The following is a 20644-nucleotide window of genomic DNA, read 5'->3' as shown; positions in this document are numbered from 1 at the left end:
TCTGTGACTATGGGAGCCCAGCGGGAGATCGAGGCCAAGCTCGAGGTACCGCCCGGCGCCGCGATGCCGGACCTGGCGGGGCTACCGGGCGTGGTCGCGGTCGACCCGCCCCAGGAGTTCACGCTCGACGCCGTGTACTGGGACACCCCCGACCTGCGCCTGGCGCGGGCCCGCACCACGCTGCGCCGGCGGGCCGGGGGGACCGACGCCGGGTGGCACCTCAAGCTGCCGGTGTCGGCCGACGAGCGGATCGAGCTGACCGCGCCGCTCGGGGCGCAGGACGGCGACGTCCCGGCCGAGCTGCTGGCGGTGGTGCGGGTTCGCGTTCGTGAGTCGCAGCTGGAGCCCGTCGTCGAGCTGCAGAGCCGGCGCACCGTGTACCGGCTGCGCGACGCGCTCGACCGCGTCCTCGCCGAGGTGGCCGACGACGCGGTTACGTCGCGGGCCCCCGGTGCCGGCGACGACGTCGTCGACGCCTGGCGGGAGTGGGAGGTCGAGCTGGTCGACGGCGACCGGGACCTGCTCGCGGCGGCGGTCCTGCGGCTCAAGGCGGGCGGCGGCGCCGTGCCCGCGTGGACCTCGAAGCTCGCGCGCGCACTCGGTGACCGGCTCGTCGCGGCGGACGGCGGCGCGGGCAGCGAATCCGGCACCGAAGCCGTCACCGAACCCGCTAACGAGCCCGCCACCGAGCCCGCCACTGGACCTGCAGCTGGTGGCCCTGGCACCGTGCCCGACCCGCGCTCCGCCGCAGCCGTCCTCACAGAGCACCTGCGTGCGGTGCGCGACCTGCTGCTCTCCCGCGACCCGCGGGTCCGCCGGGGCCAGCCGGACGCGGTGCACCAGTTCCGCGTCGCCGTCGGGCGGCTGCGCAACGCGCTCGCGACGTTCCGTCCGCTGCTCGTGCGCACCCGCAGCGAGGCGGTGCGGGTCGAGCTCGGCTGGCTGGCCGCGCTGCTCGGGGCGGCGCACGACGCCGACGTGTCGCGCGAGCGGCTCGCCGCGCTCGTCGCCGGGGAGCCGGCCGAACTGATCCCGGTCTCGGTCGCCAGGCACCTGGACCGCGACCGCGCCGACGCGCTCGCGGTCGCGCTCGACCAGGTGCGCGAGGCGCTGGACTCGCCGCGCTACTTCCAGCTCCTCGACGCACTCGACGACCTGGTGGACGCGCCGCCGTTCACCAAGCTCGCCGCCGAGCGCGCCACGCGCGTGCTGCCGCTGCAGGTCCGCCACGAGTGGGAACAGCTGGCCCACGCCTACGAGGCCGCCCGCGACGTGCCGGCCGGCCCGAACCGCGACCGCCTGCTGCACGAGGCCCATCGACGCGCCAAGCGGGCGCGGCACGCTGCGGAGGCGCTCGTTCCGTCAGTGGGCCGGCAGGCCGAGAAGTTCGCGCAGGCCGCCAAGACCTTGCAGACCCTGCTCGGCCACCACCACGACTACGTCGAGCTGCGCGCGACCCTGCAACGTGCGGCGGTCCAGGCCCACCTCGACGGCGAGAACGTGTTCAGCTACGGCCGGCTGCACGCCCTCGAGCAGGCGCGCGCCGAGCGCATCGAGAACCGGCTGCCGGCCGCCTGGGCCCGCGTCTCGTCGGTCCGACGCCGACGCTGGATGTACTAGGCGAAGCGGTCCAGACGGTGGTTTCGTGGATCGCGCACCTCCCGCACGAGGCGATCTCCGCAGCAATGCCGAGCTCGCCGGCCTGGACGCTGCCCGCCCTGCCCACACCGGTCACCGCCAAGGCGAACCACGCTCGAGTTCGTCATTCTGACGCGAGTTCGCCGGTTTCGAACGGCGAACTCGCCCCGGAACGGCGAACTCGCCCGGGACCGGCGAACCCGGCGCCCGGCCGGGGCCGGGCGCGTCGTCGGGCGGCCGGTTTGAGGGTGGTGAGGGCTCAGTGCAGCGCTCGGTGCATCGAACGTGTACCCCTGGCGCTCGTTGGCTGCACTGAGAGCTGCACTGAGCCAGGTTTCGGAACCTGAGACCCGAACCGGACTCGAGTTCGCCGGTTCGACGTCGAGTTCGTCGGTTTCGAACGGCGAACTCGCCGGGGAACGGCGAACTCGCCGGGGAATGGCGAACTCGCCGGGGAACGGCGAACTCGGCGGCCGGCCGGGGCCGGGCGCGACCAGGGGACCGGGTGCGCAGGCGCAGGTGTACCCATTCGTGGTGCCCGATCGGGTGTGAGCCAACCATCCAGCCTCGACCCGAGTGCGCACGCGGCGTGTTGCGGATGCGCCTGAACCGGGCACCGGCAAGGATGGCCGGACGGCCGGAGATGTCCGGTTCGGGCGTGGGCTCCTGTGCCAGGGGCGTCAACCTGCGGAGGCTTGCGTGACGCCACCATGACCCGGCCGACCGCACCGAGGGTCGTCCTGGAGACAGCCGGCGGCTCCCCGCTCGAGCCGGACGCGGTCGTCGCCGCCCTGAGCACGCGGTTCACGGTCATCGGGGGCCCCGGTCGCCGCGTGCGACGTCGGCGGCTCGACACCTTCGATCGGCGATTGCGCGCCGCGGGGCTGACGCTCGAGCACGAGACCGGGGCGGGCGCCGAGCGCCTCGTGCTGGCCCGGACCGGGTCGACCTCGCGCGACGAAGAACCCGTGACGCAGCCCGTCACGGGCGCGCGTTGGCCGGCCCTGGCCGACGCCGTGTCGGCGGGCCCGGTCCGGGACCTGATCGCCCCGGCGACCGGGATCCGGGCGGTGCTGGTGATCGCGGACTCCACGCGCCGCACCCGCTCGCTCGAACTGCGCAACGACGACGGGAAGCTCGTCGTCCGCATCGAGCTGGACGAACCGGCCTCGACCGGCGCCGACCCTGCGCACGTCACGGTCCACGCGCTGCGCGGCTACGGCCCACAGGCCCGCCGAGCCGCCGACCTCCTGATCAGCCTCGGCCTGCGGCCGATCGAGCCCCCTGCGGACCGCGCGCCCGACGGCGGGCCGCCGCCGTCGGGCGGCGATCGCAACGTTCCAGCGACGGTGCACCTGACGGGCGTGCTGAGCGGGTTCGTCGCGGCGATGCGCGAGAACCTGCCCGGCCTGCTCGACGACGTGGATACCGAGTTCCTGCACGACTTCCGGGTGGCGCTGCGCCGGACCCGCTCCACGCTCAAGCTCGGGCGCCCGGTCCTGCCCGAGGTGATGCGCACCCGGTGGGAGCCGGCTTTCAAGGAGCTGGGTGACCTGACGACCCCGGTGCGCGACCTGGACGTCTATCTGCTCAGCCTGCCGACGATCGGGGGCTGGCTCGTGGCCGCGGACCCGGCCGAGCTCACACCGCTCGCGGCGCACCTGCGCCACGCGCGCGCGATCCATCGCCGCACGCTGGTGCGTGCCCTGCGGTCCGCGAGCTTCCAGCGCCTGCTCACGCAGTGGGAGCAGGCGCTGACCGAGGTCCCGGACGCGCCTCGGGACGGCGACCAGGAACCGACGTCGGCCGGCCAGCTCGCGAGCCGCACGATTTCGCGCGCCCACCGGATAGTCGTGCGCGCAGGGGCCGCGATCACCGCCGAATCCCCGGCCCAGGACCTGCACGACCTGCGCAAGCGGTGCAAGGAGCTGCGCTACGCGCTCGAGGTGTTCGCTGGGGTGATCGACGAGGGCCCGCGCAAGCGCGCGATCAGCGACCTCAAGGGGCTGCAGGACGTCCTGGGCCGGTTCCAGGACTCCGAGGTGCAGCGCCGGACGCTGCGCGAGCTCGCCGAGGAAATGATGGCGGATGGGACCAAGGCCACGGCCCTGCTCGCGATGGGCGAGCTGATCGGCCACCTCGACGCCGAGCAGGACCGGGCCCGCGAGGAGTTCGACAGTGCCTTCGCCCGGTTCCGGCGACGGTCCGGCACAGGAAGCCAACGGCTCGGAGGCTCGGCGTGAAGGTGTTCGCGACGTACAACATCAAGGGTGGCGTCGGAAAGACGTCGACGGCCGTGAACCTGGCCTACCTCGCCGCCCGGGAGGGCCGGCGGACCCTGCTGTGGGACCTCGACCCGCAGGGCGCCGCGACGTTCCTGTTCCGGGTCCGCCCCCGCGTCAAGGGCGGCGGCCACGGCCTGGTGTCCGGCAAGCGCCCGCTCGAGGACGCCCTGAAGGCCACCGACTTCGAGCACCTGGACCTGCTGCCCGCCGACTTCAGCTACCGCAACATGGACCTCGAGCTCGACGACGCCAAGCGGCGGACCACCCGCCTGCGCCAGCTGCTCAACGGCGTGCAGAGCGAGTACGACGTCGTCCTCCTGGACTGCCCCCCGAGCATCTCGCTGATGTCCGAGAACGTCCTGCACGCCGCAGACACCCTGCTGGTGCCGCTGATCCCGGCGACGCTGTCGCTGCGCACGTTCGACCAGCTGGTCGGCTTCGTGGCCGACTCGCGCAAGCCCCGACCCGAGGTGGTGGCGTTCTTCTCGATGGCCGACCGCCGCAAGCGGCTGCACCGCGACGTCATCGAGGCGATCGGTCGTGACCGCAACCGGGTCCTGGACACCGTGATCCCGTCGCTCGCGGTCATCGAGCAGATGGCCGAGCACCGAGCGCCGGTCGCCGCCTTCGCCCCGAAGAGCCGCGCGGCGCAGTGCTATGAGGAGCTCTGGGCCGAGGTCCAGCCGGCGTGAGGCGAGGTCCGCGCCCGCTGAGGCGAGCTCCGCGAAAGCAAGGCAATAGCCAGCGTGATCCGGGCGCGCGACCCGTTCGCCGTCGGCCGCGAGCGGACCCGAAGGGAGACTTTGGTCACAGCAATCCCTACTAACCCTTAGGGTTTGGGGCGGTGGCGTGGTCGGAAGATCCGCGCACCGACGGATGTGGTGTCACTCAACGTGGAGGCGACGTGTCGCAGTCCCAGCTCTCGGTCCAGCTCTACACAGTGCGGGACGCCCTCGCGGCGGATCTCGGCGGCACCCTGCGCCGGGTCGGTGAGCTCGGGTATCGCAACGTCGAGCTGTTCGGCTTCGTGGATCTCGTCGACCAGTACGCCGAGCTGCTGCCCGCGGCCGGCCTGCTCGCTCCGTCGGCCCACGCCCGTCTGCTCGACCAGGACGTCGCCGTGATCTTCGCCGCGGCCGCGAAGCTCGGCGTCACGACGGTCATCGACCCGCACATCGACAACGCGCTGTGGACCACGCGGGACGGGGTCGCGTCCGCTGCGGCGAGCCTGAACGAGATCGCAAAGGTCGGCGCGGGCCACGGCCTGGTCATCGGCTACCACAACCACTGGTGGGAGACCGAGAACCGGATCGACGAGACCCCGGCTCTGGAGATCTTCGCCGACCACCTCGACCCGGCGGTCGTCCTCGAGGTCGACACGTACTGGGCCGAGGTCGGCGGCACGTCCGCCGCGGACCTGCTGCGCCGCCTCGGCGAGCGCGTCCAGCTCATCCACGTCAAGGACGGCGCCGTCACGCGGGACGACCAGGACCAGACCGCCGTCGGCGCGGGGGACCTCGACATCCTCGCGATCCTCGCCGCCGCTCCGCAGGCCCTGCGCGTCGTGGAGCTCGACGGCTTCAGCGGGGACATCTTCGACGCCCTGCGCGACAGCTTCGCGTACCTGACCGCGAACGGGGTCCGGGCGTGAGCCGCACCGGTCGCGTCGGCGTCGGCGTCATCGGTGCCGGCGTCATCAGCGATCAGTACCTCGAGAACCTCACGACGTTCCCCGACCTCGACGTCCGGTTCGTCGCCGACCTGGATCTCGTGCGCGCCAAGACCCAGGCCCAGAAGTACGGCGTGCCGGGCAGCGGCTCGGTCGAGGACCTGCTCGCGGACCCCGCGATCGAGATCGTGGTGAACCTGACGATTCCCGCGGTGCACGTGCAGGTCGCCCGCCGGGCGCTCGCGGCGGGCAAGAACGTCTGGACCGAGAAGCCGTTCGCGCTCGACCGGGAGACCGGCCAGGCGCTGCTGGCCGAGGCGGCCCGGCTCGGCCTGCGGGTCGCGACCGCCCCGGACACCTTCCTGGGCGCGGGCCTGCAGACCGCGCTGCGCCTGATCGAGGGCGGTGCGGTCGGCACGCCGCTGACGGCGCTCGCCCTGATGCAGTCGCCCGGTCCGGACTCCTGGCACCCGAACCCCGAGTTCCTGTTCCAGGCCGGCGGCGGGCCGCTGTTCGACGTCGGGCCGTACTACCTCACCGCGCTCGTGCAGACGTTCGGGCCGGTCGCCCGGGTGACCGCGGCCGCCTCGACCGCGCGCCCGGTCCGGGTGATCGGCTCGGGCCCGCGGGCGGGGACCTCGTTCGACGTCACGGTCCCGTCGCACCACGGCGCGCTGCTGGAGTTCGAGAGCGGTGCGTCCGCGCAGACGATCTTCAGCTTCCAGTCCCACCGCAGTCGCGGGCTCATCGAGGTCTCCGGCAGTACCGGGACCCTCGCGTACCCCGACCCGAACCACTTCGACGGCGACTGCGTGATCTTCGACGACCTCGACCACGACGGCCGCCGGGTCCCGCCCGCCGGTTCGATCTCCTCGCGGGGCACCGGCGTCGCCGAGCTCGCCCAGGCCATCCGGGCCGGCCGCCCGGAGCGCGCGAACGGCGCGCTGGCCTGCCACGTGCTGGACACGATGGTCTCGATCACCGAGTCGGCCGAGCGCGGCGAGTCGGTCGCCGTCGAGAGCAGCTTCACCAAGGCCCCGCCGGTTCCGGAGCACTGGGATCCGAAGGCCGCGAGCCTTTGACACACGACGCCGGCGCGGGCTCGCCGTCGCCGTTGCGTGCCGGCTTCCTCGGTGGCGGTTTCATGGGGCAGGTGCACAGCCGCGCCGCGCGGGCCGCCCGCGCGGTGCTCGCCGGGGTCGCCTCCTCGAGCCCGGCCAGCGCCGAGCGGGCAGCGGCGACCCTCGGGTTCGAGCGGGCCTACAGCTCCGCCGCGGACCTGCTCGCGGACGACACGATCGACGTCGTGCACGTGGTGACTCCGAACTCGTCCCACGTCGAGCATGCGCTCGCGGCGATCGAGGCCGGCAAGCACGTGATCTGCGAGAAGCCGCTGGCGACCTCGACGGCGGACGCCACCCGGCTGGCCGACGCCGCCGCGGCGGCCGGCGTGACCGCGACCGTCCCGTTCGTCTACCGGTTCCACCCGATGGTGCGCGAGGCGCGGGCCCGGGTCGCCGCGGGGGAGACCGGGCGGCTGCTCAGCGTCCAGGGGTCCTACCTCCAGGACTGGCTGCTGGCGCCGTCGGACGACAACTGGCGGGTCGACGCCGCGACCGGCGGGCCGTCCAGGGCGTTCGCCGACATCGGCTCGCACCTGTGCGACCTGCTCGAGTTCGTCACCGGGGACAGGATCTCGCGCGTCCAGGCGCTCAAGCGCACCGTTTTCGCCGACCGGGCCACCAGCCACGCCATCACCACCGAGGACCTCGTCGCGGTGCTGGTCGAGACCCGCGGCGGCGCGATCGGCACCCTGCTGGTCTCGCAGGTCGCGCCCGGCCGCAAGAACCGGCTGCACCTGGAGCTCTCCGGGGCGGCCGAGACGATCGGGTTCGACCAGGAGGAGCCCGAGACCCTCTGGCTCGGGCGGCGCACCAGATCGCAGTCGCTGCGCCGGAACACCGACGAGCTCAGTGCCGACGCGGCGCGCCTCTCGGTCCTGCCGCCGGGCCACCCGCTCGGCTACCAGGACGCCTTCAACGCCTTCGTCGCCGACAGCTACGCGGCCGTCCGCGGCGGCGAACCCGACGGGCTGCCCACGTTCGACGACGGCCTGCGGGCCGCCACCCTGACCGATGCGGTACTGGCCTCGGCCGGGTCCGGAAGCTGGATCGACACCTAAGGAAAACGATGACTGCGCACTCCGGCACGTCCACCCACCCGGTCACGCTGTTCACGGGCCAGTGGGCCGACCTCACGCTCGAGCAGGTCGCCCGGTACGCGAGCGAGTGGGGCTACGACGGCCTGGAGATCGCCTGTTCGGGCGAGCACCTGGACGTGTGGCGGGCCGCCGAGGACCCCGCCTACCTGCAGGGCCGCCTGGACATCCTCGACAAGTACGGGCTCAAGGTCTTTGCGATCTCCAACCACCTCAAGGGCCAGGCGGTCTGCGACGACCCGATCGACTTCCGCCACCAGGCGATCGTCGGCTCCCGGGTGTGGGGTGACGGCGAGGCCGAGGGTGTCCGCCGGCGCGCCGCCGCCGAGCTCAAGCTCACCGCGACGGTCGCGCGCAGGCTCGGCGTGGACACCGTCGTCGGGTTCACCGGGTCGAAGATCTGGCCCTACGTCGCGCAGTTCCCGCCGGTCCCCGCGGCCGTCATCGACGCGGGCTACCAGGACTTCGCCGACCGCTGGAACCCGATCCTCGACGTGTTCGACGACGAGGGGGTTCGGTTCGCGCACGAGGTGCACCCGAGCGAGATCGCGTACGACTACTGGAGCACGGTCCGCACCCTCGAGGCGATCGGTCACCGGCCCGCGTTCGGGCTCAACTGGGACCCCAGCCACATGATGTGGCAGGACATCGACCCGGTCGGCTTCATCGTCGACTTCGCGGACCGGATCTACCACGTGGACTGCAAGGACACCCGGCTGCGGCCCAAGAATGGCCGCGCCGGCGTGCTCGGCTCGCACCTGCCGTGGGGCGACCCGCGTCGCGGCTGGGACTTCGTGTCCACCGGGCACGGCGACGTGCCGTGGGAGGACGCCTTCCGCGCCCTGAACTCGATCGGCTACCGGGGCCCGATCTCCATCGAGTGGGAGGACGCGGGCATGGACCGCCTGCACGGCGCGCGCGAGGCGATCGGCTACATCCGGTCGCTGCTCTGGGAGCTGCCGACGGCGTCCTTCGACGCAGCCTTCAGCAACCAGGACTGACCACTCAGCACCCAGGACCGACCGGCGAAATCCCCCACAGACCCCGCAACGTCCGAGCGTTGACGTCCTATAGGACGTCAACGCTCGGACGTTACGGGTCGTTGGGGCGGCGGGCGGCCCGGGCGCACCCGTGGCGCCGGTAAACTCGCCTGCCGTGGCTACCCCCCCGAACGTCGTCGTCCTGGATTACGGCTTCGGCAACGTCCGCTCGGCCGTGCGCGCGCTCGAGCGCGTCGGCGCCAAGGTCGAGCTGACCGCCGACCAGAAGACCTGCGCGGAGGCCGACGGCCTCGTCGTCCCGGGGGTCGGTGCGTTCGCCGCTGTGATGGACGGCCTGGCGGCCGTGCACGGCGGGCAGATCATCGGCCGGCGTCTGGCGGGCAGCCGCGCGGTGCTCGGCATCTGCGTGGGCATGCAGGTCCTGTTCGAGGCCGGCGACGAGCACGGCGTGCACACCGAGGGCCTGGGCGAGTGGCCCGGGCTCGTGGACCGCCTTGAGGCCGACGTCGTGCCGCACATGGGCTGGGCGACAGTCGAGCCCCCGGCCGACACCACATTGTTCGCCGGTATCGAGGACGAGCGCTTCTACTTCGTGCACTCCTACGCCGCGCGCACCTTCCCCCCGCTCGGCGACGCGCGGTTCGCCCCGCCGTTGGTGACCTGGGCCGACCATGGCGGCCCGTTCGTCGCCGCGGTCGAGAACGGCCCGCTCGCCGCGACCCAGTTCCACCCCGAGAAGTCCGGCGACGCCGGATCCCAGCTGCTCGCCAACTGGGTCGCCGCGCTGCGCTGAGCGCTGCACCGCGTCGCCCGCCGGGCCTAGCACGGCGCCCCGCCGGCCCGCCGCCCACCTTCGATCTCGACCGAAAAGAGAACCCCCTGATGACCGAGCCCGACCGCCTCGAGCTGCTGCCCGCCGTCGACGTCGCGAACGGCCAGGCCGTGCGCCTGGTCCAGGGCGAGGCCGGGTCGGAGACCTCCTACGGCAGCCCGCTCGCCGCCGCGCTGGACTGGCAGGCCGGCGGTGCGGAGTGGGTGCACCTGGTCGACCTCGACGCCGCGTTCGGCCGCGGCTCGAACGCCGAGGCGCTCGCCGAGGTCGCCGCCGCGCTCGGCGCCCACGGCGTCAAGGTCGAGATGTCCGGCGGGATCCGCGACGACGCCTCGCTCGAGCGTGCCCTGGCTGCCGGGGCCGCCCGGGTCAACCTCGGCACCGCCGCGCTCGAGGACCCCGAGTGGACGGCGCGGGTGATCGCGACCCACGGGGCCGCGGTCGCCGTCGGGCTGGACGTGCGCGGCACGACGCTCGCCGCGCGCGGCTGGACCAAGGAGGGTGGGGACCTCTGGGAGGTGCTGGCCCGCCTGGACGACGCCGGTTGCGCGCGCTACGTGGTCACCGACGTGACGAAGGACGGGACGCTGCGCGGCCCGAACCTGGACCTGCTGCGGGAGGTGTGCGAACGGACCAGCGCGCCGGTGGTGGCGTCCGGCGGGATCTCCAGCCTGGACGACCTCGTCGCGCTGCGCCGCCTCGTTCCGCTGGGCCTCGAGGGTGCGATCGTCGGCAAGGCCCTGTACGCGGGCGCGTTCTCGCTGCCGCAGGCGCTGGACGTGGCCGGCCGGCCGTGAGCCCGCGCGAGCTGCCGCCGTCGTCCGCGTTCGCGGGCGACGACGGGTCGGCCGACCCTGAGCTCGCGGCCGCGCTGGGTGCCTTCGGCGCCGGTTCCGGTTCGGTGGCCGACGTCGTCGCGGCGCTGGCCGGTGCGCGGGTGCTGGTGCCGGTGCTCGCCGACCTCGAGGTCGGCGACGTCGCCACGCACGACGGCCACGAGCTCGCGGTCGACAAGGTGGCGTCGGCCGGGATCGTGGCGCTGCGCGCGCCCGACGGTCGCACGGCCCTGCCGGTGTTCTCGTCCGTCGCGGCGATGACCACCTGGCGCGCGGACGCCCGGCCGGTGCCGAGCGTCGTGGCGCGCGCCGCGCTGTCCGCGGTGGAGGAGGGCTGGGAGGTCCTGGTCGTGGACCCGGGCGGACCCGTCACGGTCCTCGTCCCGCGCCCGGCCGTGTGGGCGCTGGCGAAGCAGGAGCCCTGGCGCCCCGCCGTCACCGGCCACGCGGTCGACGACGACGTGCGCGCGGCGGTCGCGGCGGCGCTCGCCGCCGTGCCCGAGGTGGCCCGGACCGACGTCGAGCCGGGCCGCCGCGCCGAGGTCGCCGTCGTGCTCGCGCTGAGGCCCGGGCTGGACAGGGCCGGGCTGGACGCCGTGCTCGTCCGCGTGAACGATGCGCTCGCCGCGGACGGCACGGTCGCCGCCCGGGTGGACTCCCTCGAGCTCCGGCTGACGACGGCCGGCTGAGCGACGGCCGGCTGAGCGACGGCCGGCTGAGCGATCGCCGGTTGGCTATTTCCGGCGCTTGCGCAGCACCCACGAGAGCGAGACCGCGATCACGATGCCCACCGCCTGAGCGCCGAGGATCACCCGGGTCACGTCGATCGCCGGACGCCAGCGCACGCCCGAGTCGTCGACCACGTAGACCCCGACCGGGCGCACCTTGATCCCGAAGCCGCCCCCGCCGCCGGATCCCTCGCCCTCGCCGTGCGGCCCGTGGTGCTCGGCATGGGCGTCCTTCTCACCGCTCCCGCCGACCGCGCCGGTACCGAATCCGGACCCGGTGCCGCCCATCATCTTGGCGACCGGGATGACCCAGACGCCGTTGTGCTCGTAGGCCTCGCCGAACACCCGGCGGACGCTGAGCGCGTCGCTCGCCGCCTTCGTCACTGCGATCGGGTCGAACGGGGGCTTGGTCGGCGTGGTCTCGGACTGGGTGCTCTCGGACATGGAGGCCTCCTCCAGAGGGTGCGCGTACAGCGCTCGAATCAGTCGGTGCACGCGGGCGTCGGCTTGAACGCGCTCTCGTCCGCGAGCATGTCTCGGAGCGTACTCACGGGGACGATGAAGCTCATGTCATCGGAGTTCTTTGCGTAGACGACTCCGATCACGCGACCCTTCGCGTCCAGCACGGCCGAGCCCGAGCTGCCCGGCTCGACGGGTGCGTCGGTCACGAGCACCTCGCCGAGATTCACGTTAAGCGGGTCGGTCGTCGCGCCCATCACGCGGCCGACGGTCACCGTGAGCCGGCCACCCTGCGGGTACCCGACGACGGTCACGGCGTCCCCCGGCTCGGGGTCCGTCTTCGCGAGCTCGGGGTACGCCGGGAGCGGGTCGACGGTGCGCACGATCGCGAGGTCGGCGAGCTTCGCCGTGCTCGCCGCGGTGGCGGCGATGTCCCGACCGTCGTACGTGCTGAGCTGGAGGTCGGAGGACCCGTCCACCACATGCCGGTTGGTGATCAGCGTGGTCGCGTCGATCGCAAAGCCGGAGCCGGTGGACAGGGACTTGCAGCCCACGTTGCGCACGCGCACGGCCATCCGCTGGGCCGCGTCGAACCCGTCGGGGGAGAGGTTGCCCGCCGTCGTCGGGGTGCCGCCGCCTGGCACCATGGACGGCACCAGGTCGGTCGGTGCCGGTCCCGGCAGTGCGGGCAGCGCACCGCAGCCGACCAGGGTGAGACCGGCGAGCAGACCGGTGGCGAGGACGACGACCGGCCGTCTGCCGCGCACACCCCTCACTTCGACAGCTCGTCCTGGAGGGTCTGGTTGGCGTGGGTCGCCGACGCGCAGAGGCCGTCGACGTCGGTCTCGAACTTCGTGAGCTGGTCCGCGGGATAGGCGCCGGCGTTCTTCACGTAGGCGATGAGCTGGTCCTGACCCTTGACGCACCGGTCCAGGGCCGAGGCGACGGTGCCCGCCGCCTGGCTCACGCGCTGCTGGTAGTCGACGAGCTGACGTTGGGCCTCGCGGTCGTCACCGACCTGCGCCTTCTCGTTGGCGAGCGCCGTGATTCGGGTCTCGGCCGTGTCGAGCTGGGCGCGGACCCCCTCGAGCTCCGTGGTCGTGTCGTGCAGGTCGGCGCGGGTCGTGGTGAGCACAGTGCCGATGGCGCGGGCCTGCTGCACCGCCCAGGCTGCCCGCTGCTCGTACGCGCGGGTCGTCATCCAGAGATACCCGGCCAGCCCCAGGGCGAGCACCAGCAGCGCGGACAGCGCGCCGTACGCCCAGGGCCGACGGCGCCGGCGGGGCGACCGCCCGACGTCGGCGTCGTGCGCGCCGGCGGGCTGCATCGGGTCGCTCGTCACCCGATCAACGATAGGTGGCCCCGACTGCCGCGGCACGGCAGTGAGGGGCCGCAGATCGGTCCCAGGGAACGGCGCAGGGTCGAATATCAGGGCGCGCAACGGCGCACCGCCCTGGGAGATTTGCGCCATGTCCCTTGCCCCCTATGGGCGTCTTCTTCGACGCCCTGCCGTGCTACGTCTCGTCCTGGTGGCGCTAGTCGCCCGGGTGCCCAACGCGTCGCTCGGTGTGGTGGTCACTCTGCACGTCGTAGGGCCGCTGGGCAAGGGATACGCGCAGGCAGGGCTCGTCGAGGCGTCGGCGACCAAGCCAACCGCCCCGGGAGCGGCGGCAGATCGAGACCGGATCGAGAGTCCGGAGCTGGATCGGGACCTGAGCTGAAGCCGGGGGCTGGAGTTGAGGGCGACGCATCGGTGCGCCGGCGGGTCAACAGGACTCTGCGCTTGCGTCCGGGGGGCTCGACCGAACGGGTGACTGGGCCCCGGCCCTCGTTCGGTCGCCGAACGGTAGCCGGGACGCGATCTCGGCACCGGGTCGGCACCGGGCCGAACCGGAGGCGTCGACCGTGGTCAGCCCCGGTTCGGGGCTTCAGGTCCCATCCCGGTGGCAAGCGACATCCGGGTCAGGCCTCGAGCGAGGTCCTGGACCCGATCACGTCACGTAGCCGGTGAACTTCTCGCCGGGGCCCTCGCCCGGCTCATCGGGGAACGGCGAGGCCTCCCGGAATGCCAGCTGCAGCGACCGGACGCCGTCGCGCAGCGAGCGTGCGTGCGTGCTGCCGATGTCCGGCGCCGAGGCTGTGACCAGCGCGGCGAGCGCGTGGATCAGCTTGCGGGCCTCGTCCAGGTCGAGGTAGTCCGAGCCCGCGCCGTCCGTGGTGTCTTCGCTCAGCCCGCACTTGACGGCGGCCGCGCTCATCAGGTGCACGGCGGCGGTCGTGATGACCTCGATCGCCGCGACGTCGGCGATGTCGCGGATTGCGTTGGTCGGGGAGGTGGCCTGGGGATCAGGTGCGGCGGCGGACATGAGCCAAATCCTCTCACCTGCCCGCAGCCCGTCCCGCGTGCTCCGACCGGGGTGGCTCCCCAGTACTTCATCCGCAAACTGGTTGACTCAGGACAATTCGGACAAGCACCGTTGGTCCGTCGGCTCCCGCGGCGAGGCCCTGCCTCGCGCGCGCAGCCGGTGCAGGGGGCGTGATCGGTGCCCATCCGACTACTCGATGGAGAGTGCCTGGTGCGTAGGTATCCACGCAGGGTCTGGTCCGGCGCATTGGTTTCGGTGGTCGTCGCGGCGCTTGTGATGGGGACCGGCGGCGGTGCGGCGCTGGCCGCGGTGCCATCCGTCAGGGGCGGCGAGTCGCTGTACATCGTGCGGTTCAAGGCCGGGGCCAACACCCAGACCCACGTCCGGTCGGCGGTGGCCCGCGGTGTGCACGTCACGCAGGCGCTCACCGTGTTCCCCGGCATGCTCGCCCGGCTCACGCCCGACCAGGTCGCCGCGCTGCGCGCCGATCCCACGGTCGCGGCGGTCGAGGCGGACGCCCCGGTGCATGCGAGCAACGTCGAGCCCGACCCGACGTGGGGGCTCGACCGGGTCGACCAGCGCCAGCTTCCGTTGTCCTCGACCTATCACTACGGCGCGAACAGCGGCGCAGGGGTGCGGGCCTACGTGGTGGACACCGGGGTGCTCGCCTCGCACACCGACTTCGGTGGCAGGGTGACGGTCGGGCGCACCGAGATTAACGACGGCCACGGCACCACCGACTGCAACGGCCACGGCACGCACGTCTCGGGCACGATCGCCGGGGCGAGGTACGGGGTGGCCAAGGCCGCGACCATCGTGCCGGTGCGCGTGCTGGACTGCACCGGCTCGGGCTCGATCTCGGGGGTTATCGCAGGGCTCGACTGGGTCGCGCAGGACCACCAGGCGGGCCGGCCCGCCGTCGCCAACATGTCCCTGGGCGGGAGCAGGTCGTCGAGCCTGGACACGGCCGCCGCGGCCGTCGTGGCCGACGGCGTGACGCTCGTCGTCGCGGCCGGCAATGCCGGCGGCACCGAAGATCCGGACGCCTGCGACTACTCACCGGCCGCAGAGCCGACGGCGCTCACCGTCGGGGCCACGTCCGCGGACGACTCCCAGACCGGGTTCTCGAACTACGGGTCGTGCGTCGACCTGTACGCACCCGGCGAGGGCATCACCTCCGACTGGGTCGGCTCCACCACCGCAATCAACACGATCTCCGGGACCTCGATGGCCTCCCCGCACGTCGCGGGCGACGCGGCGCTCATCCTGAGCAGCCACCCGACGTGGACCCCGGCCCAGGTCGGCTCGCAGGTCCTCGGCGACGCGACCGCCGGCGTCGTGCAGAACATCTCCGCGGGCACCGCCAACCTGTTGGTCTTCACGAACCCGCTCTCGGCCCCCGCCGCCCCGAAGATCAGGGCCGCGACGGCCGGGAACGCGTCGTTGCTGGCCGCCTGGTCGCCGCAGTCCGACGGCGGCTCCCCGATCACCGGGTACTCGGTCCGGGTGGTCAACGCGGCCACCAACGTCCAGATCGGCGCGCTGCGCCCCGCTGCCGCGGACGCGACCAGCCTGACGGTCACGGGGCTGGTCAACGGGACGGCCGTGCGGGTTCAGGTCCGCGCGACGAACGCGGTGGGCACCAGTGCCTACTCGGGGCTGTGCACCGCGGTGCTGCCGGCCTTCAGTGTGGCCCAGGTCCAGGCGTACGTGACGTCCGTCTACGGCGACCTGTTCAACCGGGCGCCGGACGCCGGGGGCCTGGACTACTGGACGAGCAAGATCCGCACCGGCACCCCGCGGATCGCCGTGGCGAACTCGATCACGTACTCCCAGGAGTACCGCAGCGGGCTGATCCGTGACTCCTACAGCCGGTACCTCAGCCGGGCGCCGGAGGCCGGCGCCGTGGACTACTGGCTGGGGCAGTTGGCCGACGGGATGACGATCCAGCGGATGGAGGGCGGGTTCTTGGCCTCGAGGGAGTCCTACCTACGGTCCGGCGGGACCGATTCGGCGTGGGTCGCCAACCTCTACAGCGAGGTGCTCGGGCGTACCCCGTCGACCTCGGAGGTCCAGTACTGGGTGGCCCGGATCGGTGACAGCGGGGCCGGCCGGTTCTCGGTGGCGATGGGCTTCCTGGGCTCGAACGAGCACCTCGGGCAGGTCGTGGACGGCTACTACCGCCACCTGCTCGGCCGGGCGGTCGACCCGGGCGGTCGGGCGGCCTGGATCAGCCGGATCTACGCCGGGATGCGGCTCGAGGCCGTCGTCGGCGGGATCATCGCGAGCAACGAGTACTGGAACCTGACCCAACAGGTCTGACGAGCACCGCGCCGACGAAAAGGGCGTACGGCGTGCACCCTGCGGTGCACGCCGTACGCCTGTGCCCAGAGATTGGGTCAGACCGCGGTGCCCAGAGGCCGGGCCAGACTGCGTGCCTAGACCCGGGGTCAGACCACGGGTACCGGAAGCGCGCCGCGGACGGCCGCCGCGACCCGTGCGCCGAGCTCGACGTCGACGTTCGCCCAGTACTGCAGCGCGCGCTCGCGGATGTCGACCGCCTCGACCTAGCCGACGTGCCCGCTAACGGTCTCGACGAGACGGTCCCGCTCGCCGTCGTCCAGCACGTCGCGCACGAGCGTCCCGGCCTGGCCGAAGTCGTCGTCGTCGCGGTGCAGCTCGGCCGCGGCGCGCAGCAGCTCGCCGTCGGACTCCCCGCCCGCCAAGTCCGCCGCACGCGCGGGGTCGGCGTGCGCCCCGCCGCGCGAGTTCGGCGCGTAGTTCGGCGTCGTAGGAGCGCTGTGGTCGAAGCGCATGGAGCCGTCCGCCGCGTACGAGTGCACGGCCGACTGCGGGGCGTTCACCGGCAGCTGGGCGTGGTTGGTCCCCACCCGGTACCGGTGCGCGTCGGAGTAGGAGAAGATCCGCGCGAGCAGCATCTTGTCCGGGCTCGCGGCGATGCCGGGCACGAAGTTCGACGGCGCGAACGTGGCCTGCTCGATCTGCCCGAAGTAGTTGTCCGGGTTGCGGTCCAGGCGCATGGTGCCGACCTTGATCAGCGGGTAGTCGGCGTGCGGCCACACCTTGGTCAGGTCGAACGGGTTGAACCGGTAGTCGGCCGCGTCGGCGTACGGCATGACCTGGACCGACAGCGTCCACTCCGGCGCCTCGCGACGCTCGATGGCCTGCTCGGTCTCGAAGTGGTACTTGACCCAGAACCGCTCGCCCGCGGCGTTGATCCACTGGTAGGTGTGCGAGCCGAAGCCGTCCATGGTGCGCCAGCTGGCCGGGATGCCGCGGTCACCCATCAGCCAGGTCACCTGGTGGGCGCTCTCCGGGGAGAGCGACCAGAAGTCCCACTGCACGTCGTTGTCGCGCAGGTGGGTGCCCGGCAGGCGCTTCTGGGAGTGGATGAAGTCGGGGCAGGTAGCTGTCGTGCAGCACGATCGGGCCGTTGTTCCCGACGGTCTGGGAGTGCTCGTCGGAGGAGACGGGGGCGCCTGCGGCGGTCGTGGTGAACAGTGCGTCGGTCACGGAGTGCCTCTCGATCTCAGATCGACCCGCGCGGGCTCGCGCAGGCAGGGCCGGAAAGTTCTCAGACGGTGCGCGGGGACTCGTCGGCGCACGCGGGGCACAGCCCCCAGTACGTGACCTCGGCCATCTCGATCGTGAAGCCGGCCGCGGAGCTCGGCTCGAGGCAGGGCGCGGACCCGGTCGCGCAGTCGACGTCGTCCAGGGCGCCGCAGCTGCGGCACACGACGTGGTGGTGGTTGTCCCCGACGCGCCGCTCGTAGCGGGCAGGGTGGCCCGCGGGCTCGATCCGGCGCACCAGGCCGACGGCGGTCAGCGCGGCCAGGCGGGGTCCGGTGACCCTGAGCCCGTGCTCGCGGAGTGCGGCGGCGTTCGTCATGACCGCACCCAACCACTGGAATCATTCAAGTTTTGAGAACGCCGGGTGACCAGGGCCGGAACCCCGGGCGACGGTTCGGTGGCCGACCGGTGGGGCGGGGCCGCCGCGTGGCGCCCGAGGGTGGCGGATGTTGCCGGTGGCAACCCGCGCGAGTGTTACTGTTGTCGTCGACCTACTGGTGAGTTGCGCTCGTCTTCGTGCGAGCAGCGGCTCACCGGTGCACAAGTGGAGCCAATCCCACCCGCGCGCCGACTGCCCTTCACCGGGCGACAGGCTCCGGGTTCGGTCCGAAAGAGGACGTGGCGGTTAACCGTTGCGGACTCTTCGTCGTGGTGCGAGTTGTTCGCATCGTGGCAACGGACTCCCGGCCCCCGCCTTGTGATCACTGGCGGGGGCTTTCCTCGTTCGGTGGTGGCCCACACTGCGAGCACGAGGAGCACCCACATCACCGAGGCCCGAATCAACGATCGGATCCGCGTTCCCGAGGTCCGCCTTGTCGGCCCCAACGGGGAGCAGGTCGGCATCGTTCGTGTCGAGGACGCTCTGCGTCTGGCGCAGGAGGCTGACCTCGACCTCGTCGAGGTCGCCCCCGACGCGCGCCCGCCCGTCTGCAAGCTCATGGACTTCGGCAAGTTCAAGTACGAAGCCGACATGAAGGCGCGCGAGGCCCGGCGGAACCAGACGAACACGGTCCTCAAGGAGATCCGTTTCCGCCTGAAGATCGACCCGCACGACTACGGCACCAAGAAGGGCCACGTCGAGCGCTTCCTCAAGGCCGGCGACAAGGTGAAGGTCATGATCATGTTCCGCGGTCGCGAGCAGTCGCGCCCGGAGATGGGCATCCGCCTGCTCAACCGCTTGGCCGGTGACGTCGCCGAGCTGGGCTTCATCGAGAGCTCGCCCAAGCAGGACGGGCGAAACATGATCATGGTGCTCGGCCCGACCCACAAGAAGGCCGACCAGAAGCAGGAGCAGCGTCGCGCAGCGCGCAGCGTCGAGACCGCGACCGAGTCGCAGGCTCCCGCCGAGGTCGTCTCTGCTCCCGAGCCGACTCCGGTCGCTCCGGTCGAGGTCGTCCCCGAGGCGAGCGTTCCTGCTCCGGTGGAGGCCGCTCCGGCTCCCGCCAAGATCGTCCCCGCTCCCGAGCCGGCAGCGCCCGCGAAGCCCGCGGCCACGCCGAAGCCCGCGACGCCCCGTCCGGCCGCGGTCCCCAGGCCCGTCGCGACCCCGCGGCCGACGCCGGCCGCACGGCCGGCGCCGTCGGCCAGGCCGGCCGCTGCCAAGCCGGTCGCGGCAACGCCGGTCGCCACGAAGCCCGTCGAGGCCGAGTCGGTCGTCAGCGAGGCGGCTCCGGTCGCGACGCCGGCCCCGGCCCCGGTCCCGACCCCCAAGCCGGCTGCAGCGAGGCCGACGCCCGCGAAGCCGATGCCCGCGAAGCCTGCGGCACCGAAGCCTTCGGCGGGGGGGTCCTCCTGACCCACCCCCTGGCGAACAAATGACTGAGCGGGTGCCCAGCGGCGCCTGCGCGAACCGAGTCGCGTGAAGTCCGCGCGACACGACTAGAGGAAGTGGCAGCCATGCCGAAGAACAAGACGCATTCCGGGGCCAAGAAGCGCTTCCGGATCACCGGGACCGGCAAGGTCATGCGCGAGCGCGCCGGTATCCGTCACTACCTGGAGCACAAGTCGAGCCGCCGTACGCGTCGCCTCGCCGGTGACCGCGTTGTTGCCGCGGTCGACGTCCCCAAGATCAAGAAGCTGCTCGGAAAGTAAGCTCGGTGGCGTGCCCCGCACGCCGCGTTCTGACATTCCGGCCCCGAAAGCAAGGAGCATCACGTGGCACGCGTGAAGCGGGCAGTAAACGCCCATAAGAAGCGCCGCACAACCCTCGAGCGCGCTGCGGGCTACCGCGGCCAGCGTTCGCGTCTGTACCGGAAGGCGAAGGAGCAGGTCACCCACTCCCTCGTCTACGCCTACCGCGACCGCAAGGCTCGCAAGGGCGACTTCCGCCGCCTGTGGATCCAGCGCATCAACGCTGCGTCCCGCGCGAACGGCCTGACGTACAACCGCCTCATCCAGGGCCTCAAGCTCGCCGAGGTCCTCGTCGACCGCCGCCTGCTGGCCGAGCTGGCTGTCAACGACATGCCCGCCTTCGTCGCCCTGGTGAACGTTGCCAAGGCCGCGCTCCCCGAGGACGTCAACGCCCCGGCCACCGCGGCCTGAGCAGTCCCCTCGCACTACGCACGTTGACGCGGACTCATCTCCGCGCCGGATCGACGATGAGCCTCGTCCCCTTCGTGGGGTCGGGGCTCTTTGTCGTCACCGCCCCGCCCTTGGCGAGTCGGTCTGGGGTCTGTCACACAACCGCCCGTTCGTCACGAGCCGGGATCCTCATCGCTCGTCCGCGCAGGCGGAAATGGCTGCCGATTCGCGCCGCGAACTGGGAGTTGTTGTCGTCGAAGCGCCGAAAACACGACAACGACTCCTAGTTCGCGGCGCGAGCGAGCCCGAGGACGCCGGGTCGAGGCCGTCGGTGTCGATGGCGGGTCGAGGCCGTCGGGGTCGATGGCGGACTCGGCCCCTTCGCACCGTTGGGTGGGCGGGGGCTCAGTGCATCGCTCTGTGCATCCAAAGTGCAGTGAATGAGGCGTTTTGGTGCACTTTCGCTGCACCGAGGGCTGCACTGAGCGCTGCACTGAGCGG

At 72.4% G+C, this 20644-nt stretch carries 20 protein-coding genes and 1 pseudogene; 15 read left to right on the top strand and 6 right to left on the bottom strand.

The window, feature by feature from the left end; all coding sequences use genetic code 11:
* Window positions 1–9 precede the first annotated feature (9 nt).
* From VIM26_RS07345 to VIM26_RS07300, 10 genes are all read left to right on the top strand, one after another.
* Window positions 10–1620 carry a CYTH and CHAD domain-containing protein gene (locus tag VIM26_RS07345; protein ID WP_331949697.1) on the top strand — a complete coding sequence of 537 codons (1611 nt, stop codon included), beginning with the start codon at window positions 10–12 and terminating at the stop codon, window positions 1618–1620.
* Window positions 1621–2333: 713 nt separating this feature from the next.
* Window positions 2334–3881 carry a CHAD domain-containing protein gene (locus VIM26_RS07340; protein WP_331949696.1) on the top strand — a complete coding sequence of 516 codons (1548 nt, stop codon included), beginning with the start codon at window positions 2334–2336 and terminating at the stop codon, window positions 3879–3881.
* Complete coding sequence (locus VIM26_RS07335; protein ID WP_331949695.1) at window positions 3878–4615, top strand: ParA family protein; 738 nt, start codon at window positions 3878–3880, stop codon at window positions 4613–4615. Before VIM26_RS07340 ends, VIM26_RS07335 begins: the two co-directional genes overlap by 4 nt.
* Window positions 4616–4827: 212 nt before the next feature.
* Window positions 4828–5574 carry a sugar phosphate isomerase/epimerase gene (locus VIM26_RS07330; protein WP_331949694.1) on the top strand — a complete coding sequence of 249 codons (747 nt, stop codon included), beginning with the start codon at window positions 4828–4830 and terminating at the stop codon, window positions 5572–5574.
* A complete protein-coding gene (locus VIM26_RS07325; protein WP_331949693.1) occupies window positions 5571–6674 on the top strand; it encodes a Gfo/Idh/MocA family oxidoreductase in 1104 nt (367 codons plus the stop codon). Before VIM26_RS07330 ends, VIM26_RS07325 begins: the two co-directional genes overlap by 4 nt.
* Window positions 6671–7774, top strand: coding sequence for a Gfo/Idh/MocA family oxidoreductase (locus VIM26_RS07320; RefSeq protein WP_331949692.1), 1104 nt, complete (start codon window positions 6671–6673; stop codon window positions 7772–7774). Before VIM26_RS07325 ends, VIM26_RS07320 begins: the two co-directional genes overlap by 4 nt.
* 8 nt (window positions 7775–7782) lie before the next feature.
* Window positions 7783–8811 (top strand): sugar phosphate isomerase/epimerase family protein, encoded by a 1029-nt coding sequence (locus VIM26_RS07315; RefSeq protein WP_331949691.1) that lies wholly within the window; start codon window positions 7783–7785, stop codon window positions 8809–8811.
* Window positions 8812–8965: 154 nt separating this feature from the next.
* A complete protein-coding gene (hisH, locus tag VIM26_RS07310; protein WP_331949690.1) occupies window positions 8966–9604 on the top strand; it encodes an imidazole glycerol phosphate synthase subunit HisH in 639 nt (212 codons plus the stop codon).
* Between the two features lie 89 nt (window positions 9605–9693).
* The gene (priA, locus tag VIM26_RS07305) at window positions 9694–10440 is read left to right on the top strand and encodes a bifunctional 1-(5-phosphoribosyl)-5-((5-phosphoribosylamino)methylideneamino)imidazole-4-carboxamide isomerase/phosphoribosylanthranilate isomerase PriA (RefSeq protein WP_331949689.1); all 747 of its coding nucleotides are present in this window, start codon (window positions 9694–9696) and stop codon (window positions 10438–10440) included.
* Complete coding sequence (locus VIM26_RS07300; protein ID WP_331949688.1) at window positions 10437–11168, top strand: SseB family protein; 732 nt, start codon at window positions 10437–10439, stop codon at window positions 11166–11168. The genes priA and VIM26_RS07300 overlap by 4 nt, the downstream gene beginning before the upstream one ends.
* A gap of 45 nt (window positions 11169–11213) precedes the next feature.
* On the opposite strand, the gene VIM26_RS07295 is transcribed toward VIM26_RS07300, so the two are convergent.
* Genes VIM26_RS07295 through VIM26_RS07285 form a run of 3 tightly spaced genes read right to left on the bottom strand, consistent with a single transcriptional unit; the run spans window position 11214 to window position 13008 of the window.
* The gene (locus tag VIM26_RS07295; RefSeq protein ID WP_331949687.1) at window positions 11214–11651 is read right to left on the bottom strand and encodes a spore germination protein GerW family protein; all 438 of its coding nucleotides are present in this window, start codon (window positions 11649–11651) and stop codon (window positions 11214–11216) included.
* Window positions 11652–11689: 38 nt separating this feature from the next.
* Window positions 11690–12433 (bottom strand): serine protease, encoded by a 744-nt coding sequence (locus VIM26_RS07290; RefSeq protein ID WP_331949686.1) that lies wholly within the window; start codon window positions 12431–12433, stop codon window positions 11690–11692.
* A gap of 5 nt (window positions 12434–12438) precedes the next feature.
* A complete protein-coding gene (locus VIM26_RS07285) occupies window positions 12439–13008 on the bottom strand; it encodes a hypothetical protein (protein ID WP_331949685.1) in 570 nt (189 codons plus the stop codon).
* 127 nt (window positions 13009–13135) lie between these two features.
* Here VIM26_RS07285 and VIM26_RS07280 point away from each other — a divergent pair, with 127 nt between their 5' ends.
* Window positions 13136–13387, top strand: a complete 252-nt coding sequence (locus VIM26_RS07280; RefSeq protein ID WP_331949684.1) for a hypothetical protein — start codon at window positions 13136–13138, stop codon at window positions 13385–13387.
* A 270-nt stretch (window positions 13388–13657) separates the two neighbouring features.
* Here VIM26_RS07280 and VIM26_RS07275 read toward each other — a convergent pair whose 3' ends face one another.
* Window positions 13658–14032, bottom strand: coding sequence for a DUF1844 domain-containing protein (locus VIM26_RS07275; RefSeq protein WP_331949683.1), 375 nt, complete (start codon window positions 14030–14032; stop codon window positions 13658–13660).
* A 210-nt stretch (window positions 14033–14242) separates the two neighbouring features.
* Between VIM26_RS07275 and VIM26_RS07270 the strand changes: the two genes are divergently transcribed.
* A complete protein-coding gene (locus VIM26_RS07270) occupies window positions 14243–16354 on the top strand; it encodes a S8 family serine peptidase (RefSeq protein WP_331949682.1) in 2112 nt (703 codons plus the stop codon).
* 128 nt (window positions 16355–16482) lie between these two features.
* Here the strand turns inward: VIM26_RS07270 and VIM26_RS07265 are convergent.
* A pseudogene (locus tag VIM26_RS07265) lies at window positions 16483–17614 on the bottom strand (catalase).
* A 13-nt stretch (window positions 17615–17627) separates the two neighbouring features.
* On the bottom strand, window positions 17628–17942 hold the full coding sequence (locus VIM26_RS07260; RefSeq protein ID WP_331949681.1) for a Fur family transcriptional regulator: 315 nt from the start codon (window positions 17940–17942) through the stop codon (window positions 17628–17630).
* 408 nt (window positions 17943–18350) lie between these two features.
* Here VIM26_RS07260 and infC point away from each other — a divergent pair, with 408 nt between their 5' ends.
* The 3 genes from infC (at window position 18351) to rplT (ending at window position 20164) form a co-directional block, all read left to right on the top strand.
* On the top strand, window positions 18351–19418 hold the full coding sequence (infC, locus tag VIM26_RS07255; RefSeq protein ID WP_331949680.1) for a translation initiation factor IF-3: 1068 nt from the start codon (window positions 18351–18353) through the stop codon (window positions 19416–19418).
* A 101-nt stretch (window positions 19419–19519) separates the two neighbouring features.
* Window positions 19520–19714, top strand: coding sequence for a 50S ribosomal protein L35 (gene rpmI, locus VIM26_RS07250; protein WP_331949679.1), 195 nt, complete (start codon window positions 19520–19522; stop codon window positions 19712–19714).
* Window positions 19715–19777: 63 nt separating this feature from the next.
* Entirely contained in the window at window positions 19778–20164 is a 387-nt protein-coding gene (gene rplT / locus VIM26_RS07245) for a 50S ribosomal protein L20 (RefSeq protein WP_331949678.1), read from the top strand.
* The last annotated feature ends 480 nt before the right edge of the window (window positions 20165–20644 follow it).

Source organism: Pengzhenrongella sp., assembly GCF_036565025.1.
Lineage (GTDB): Bacteria > Actinomycetota > Actinomycetes > Actinomycetales > Cellulomonadaceae > Pengzhenrongella.
Note: the sequence above shows the minus strand (reverse complement) of the source record. Positions and strands in the feature narration are given on the sequence as shown.

Bases quoted from the DNA above. Each gene is read 5' to 3' on its own strand.
- VIM26_RS07315 (WP_331949691.1), top strand. From the start codon at position 7,783: ATGACTGCGCACTCCGGCACGTCCACCCACCCGGTCACGCTGTTCACG.
- VIM26_RS07345 (WP_331949697.1), top strand. From the start codon at position 10: ATGGGAGCCCAGCGGGAGATCGAGGCCAAGCTCGAGGTACCGCCCGGC.
- VIM26_RS07280 (WP_331949684.1), top strand. From the start codon at position 13,136: ATGTCCCTTGCCCCCTATGGGCGTCTTCTTCGACGCCCTGCCGTGCTA.
- priA (WP_331949689.1), top strand. From the start codon at position 9,694: ATGACCGAGCCCGACCGCCTCGAGCTGCTGCCCGCCGTCGACGTCGCG.
- VIM26_RS07295 (WP_331949687.1), bottom strand. From the start codon at position 11,651: ATGTCCGAGAGCACCCAGTCCGAGACCACGCCGACCAAGCCCCCGTTC.
- rpmI (WP_331949679.1), top strand. From the start codon at position 19,520: ATGCCGAAGAACAAGACGCATTCCGGGGCCAAGAAGCGCTTCCGGATC.
- VIM26_RS07260 (WP_331949681.1), bottom strand. From the start codon at position 17,942: ATGACGAACGCCGCCGCACTCCGCGAGCACGGGCTCAGGGTCACCGGA.
- VIM26_RS07275 (WP_331949683.1), bottom strand. From the start codon at position 14,032: ATGTCCGCCGCCGCACCTGATCCCCAGGCCACCTCCCCGACCAACGCA.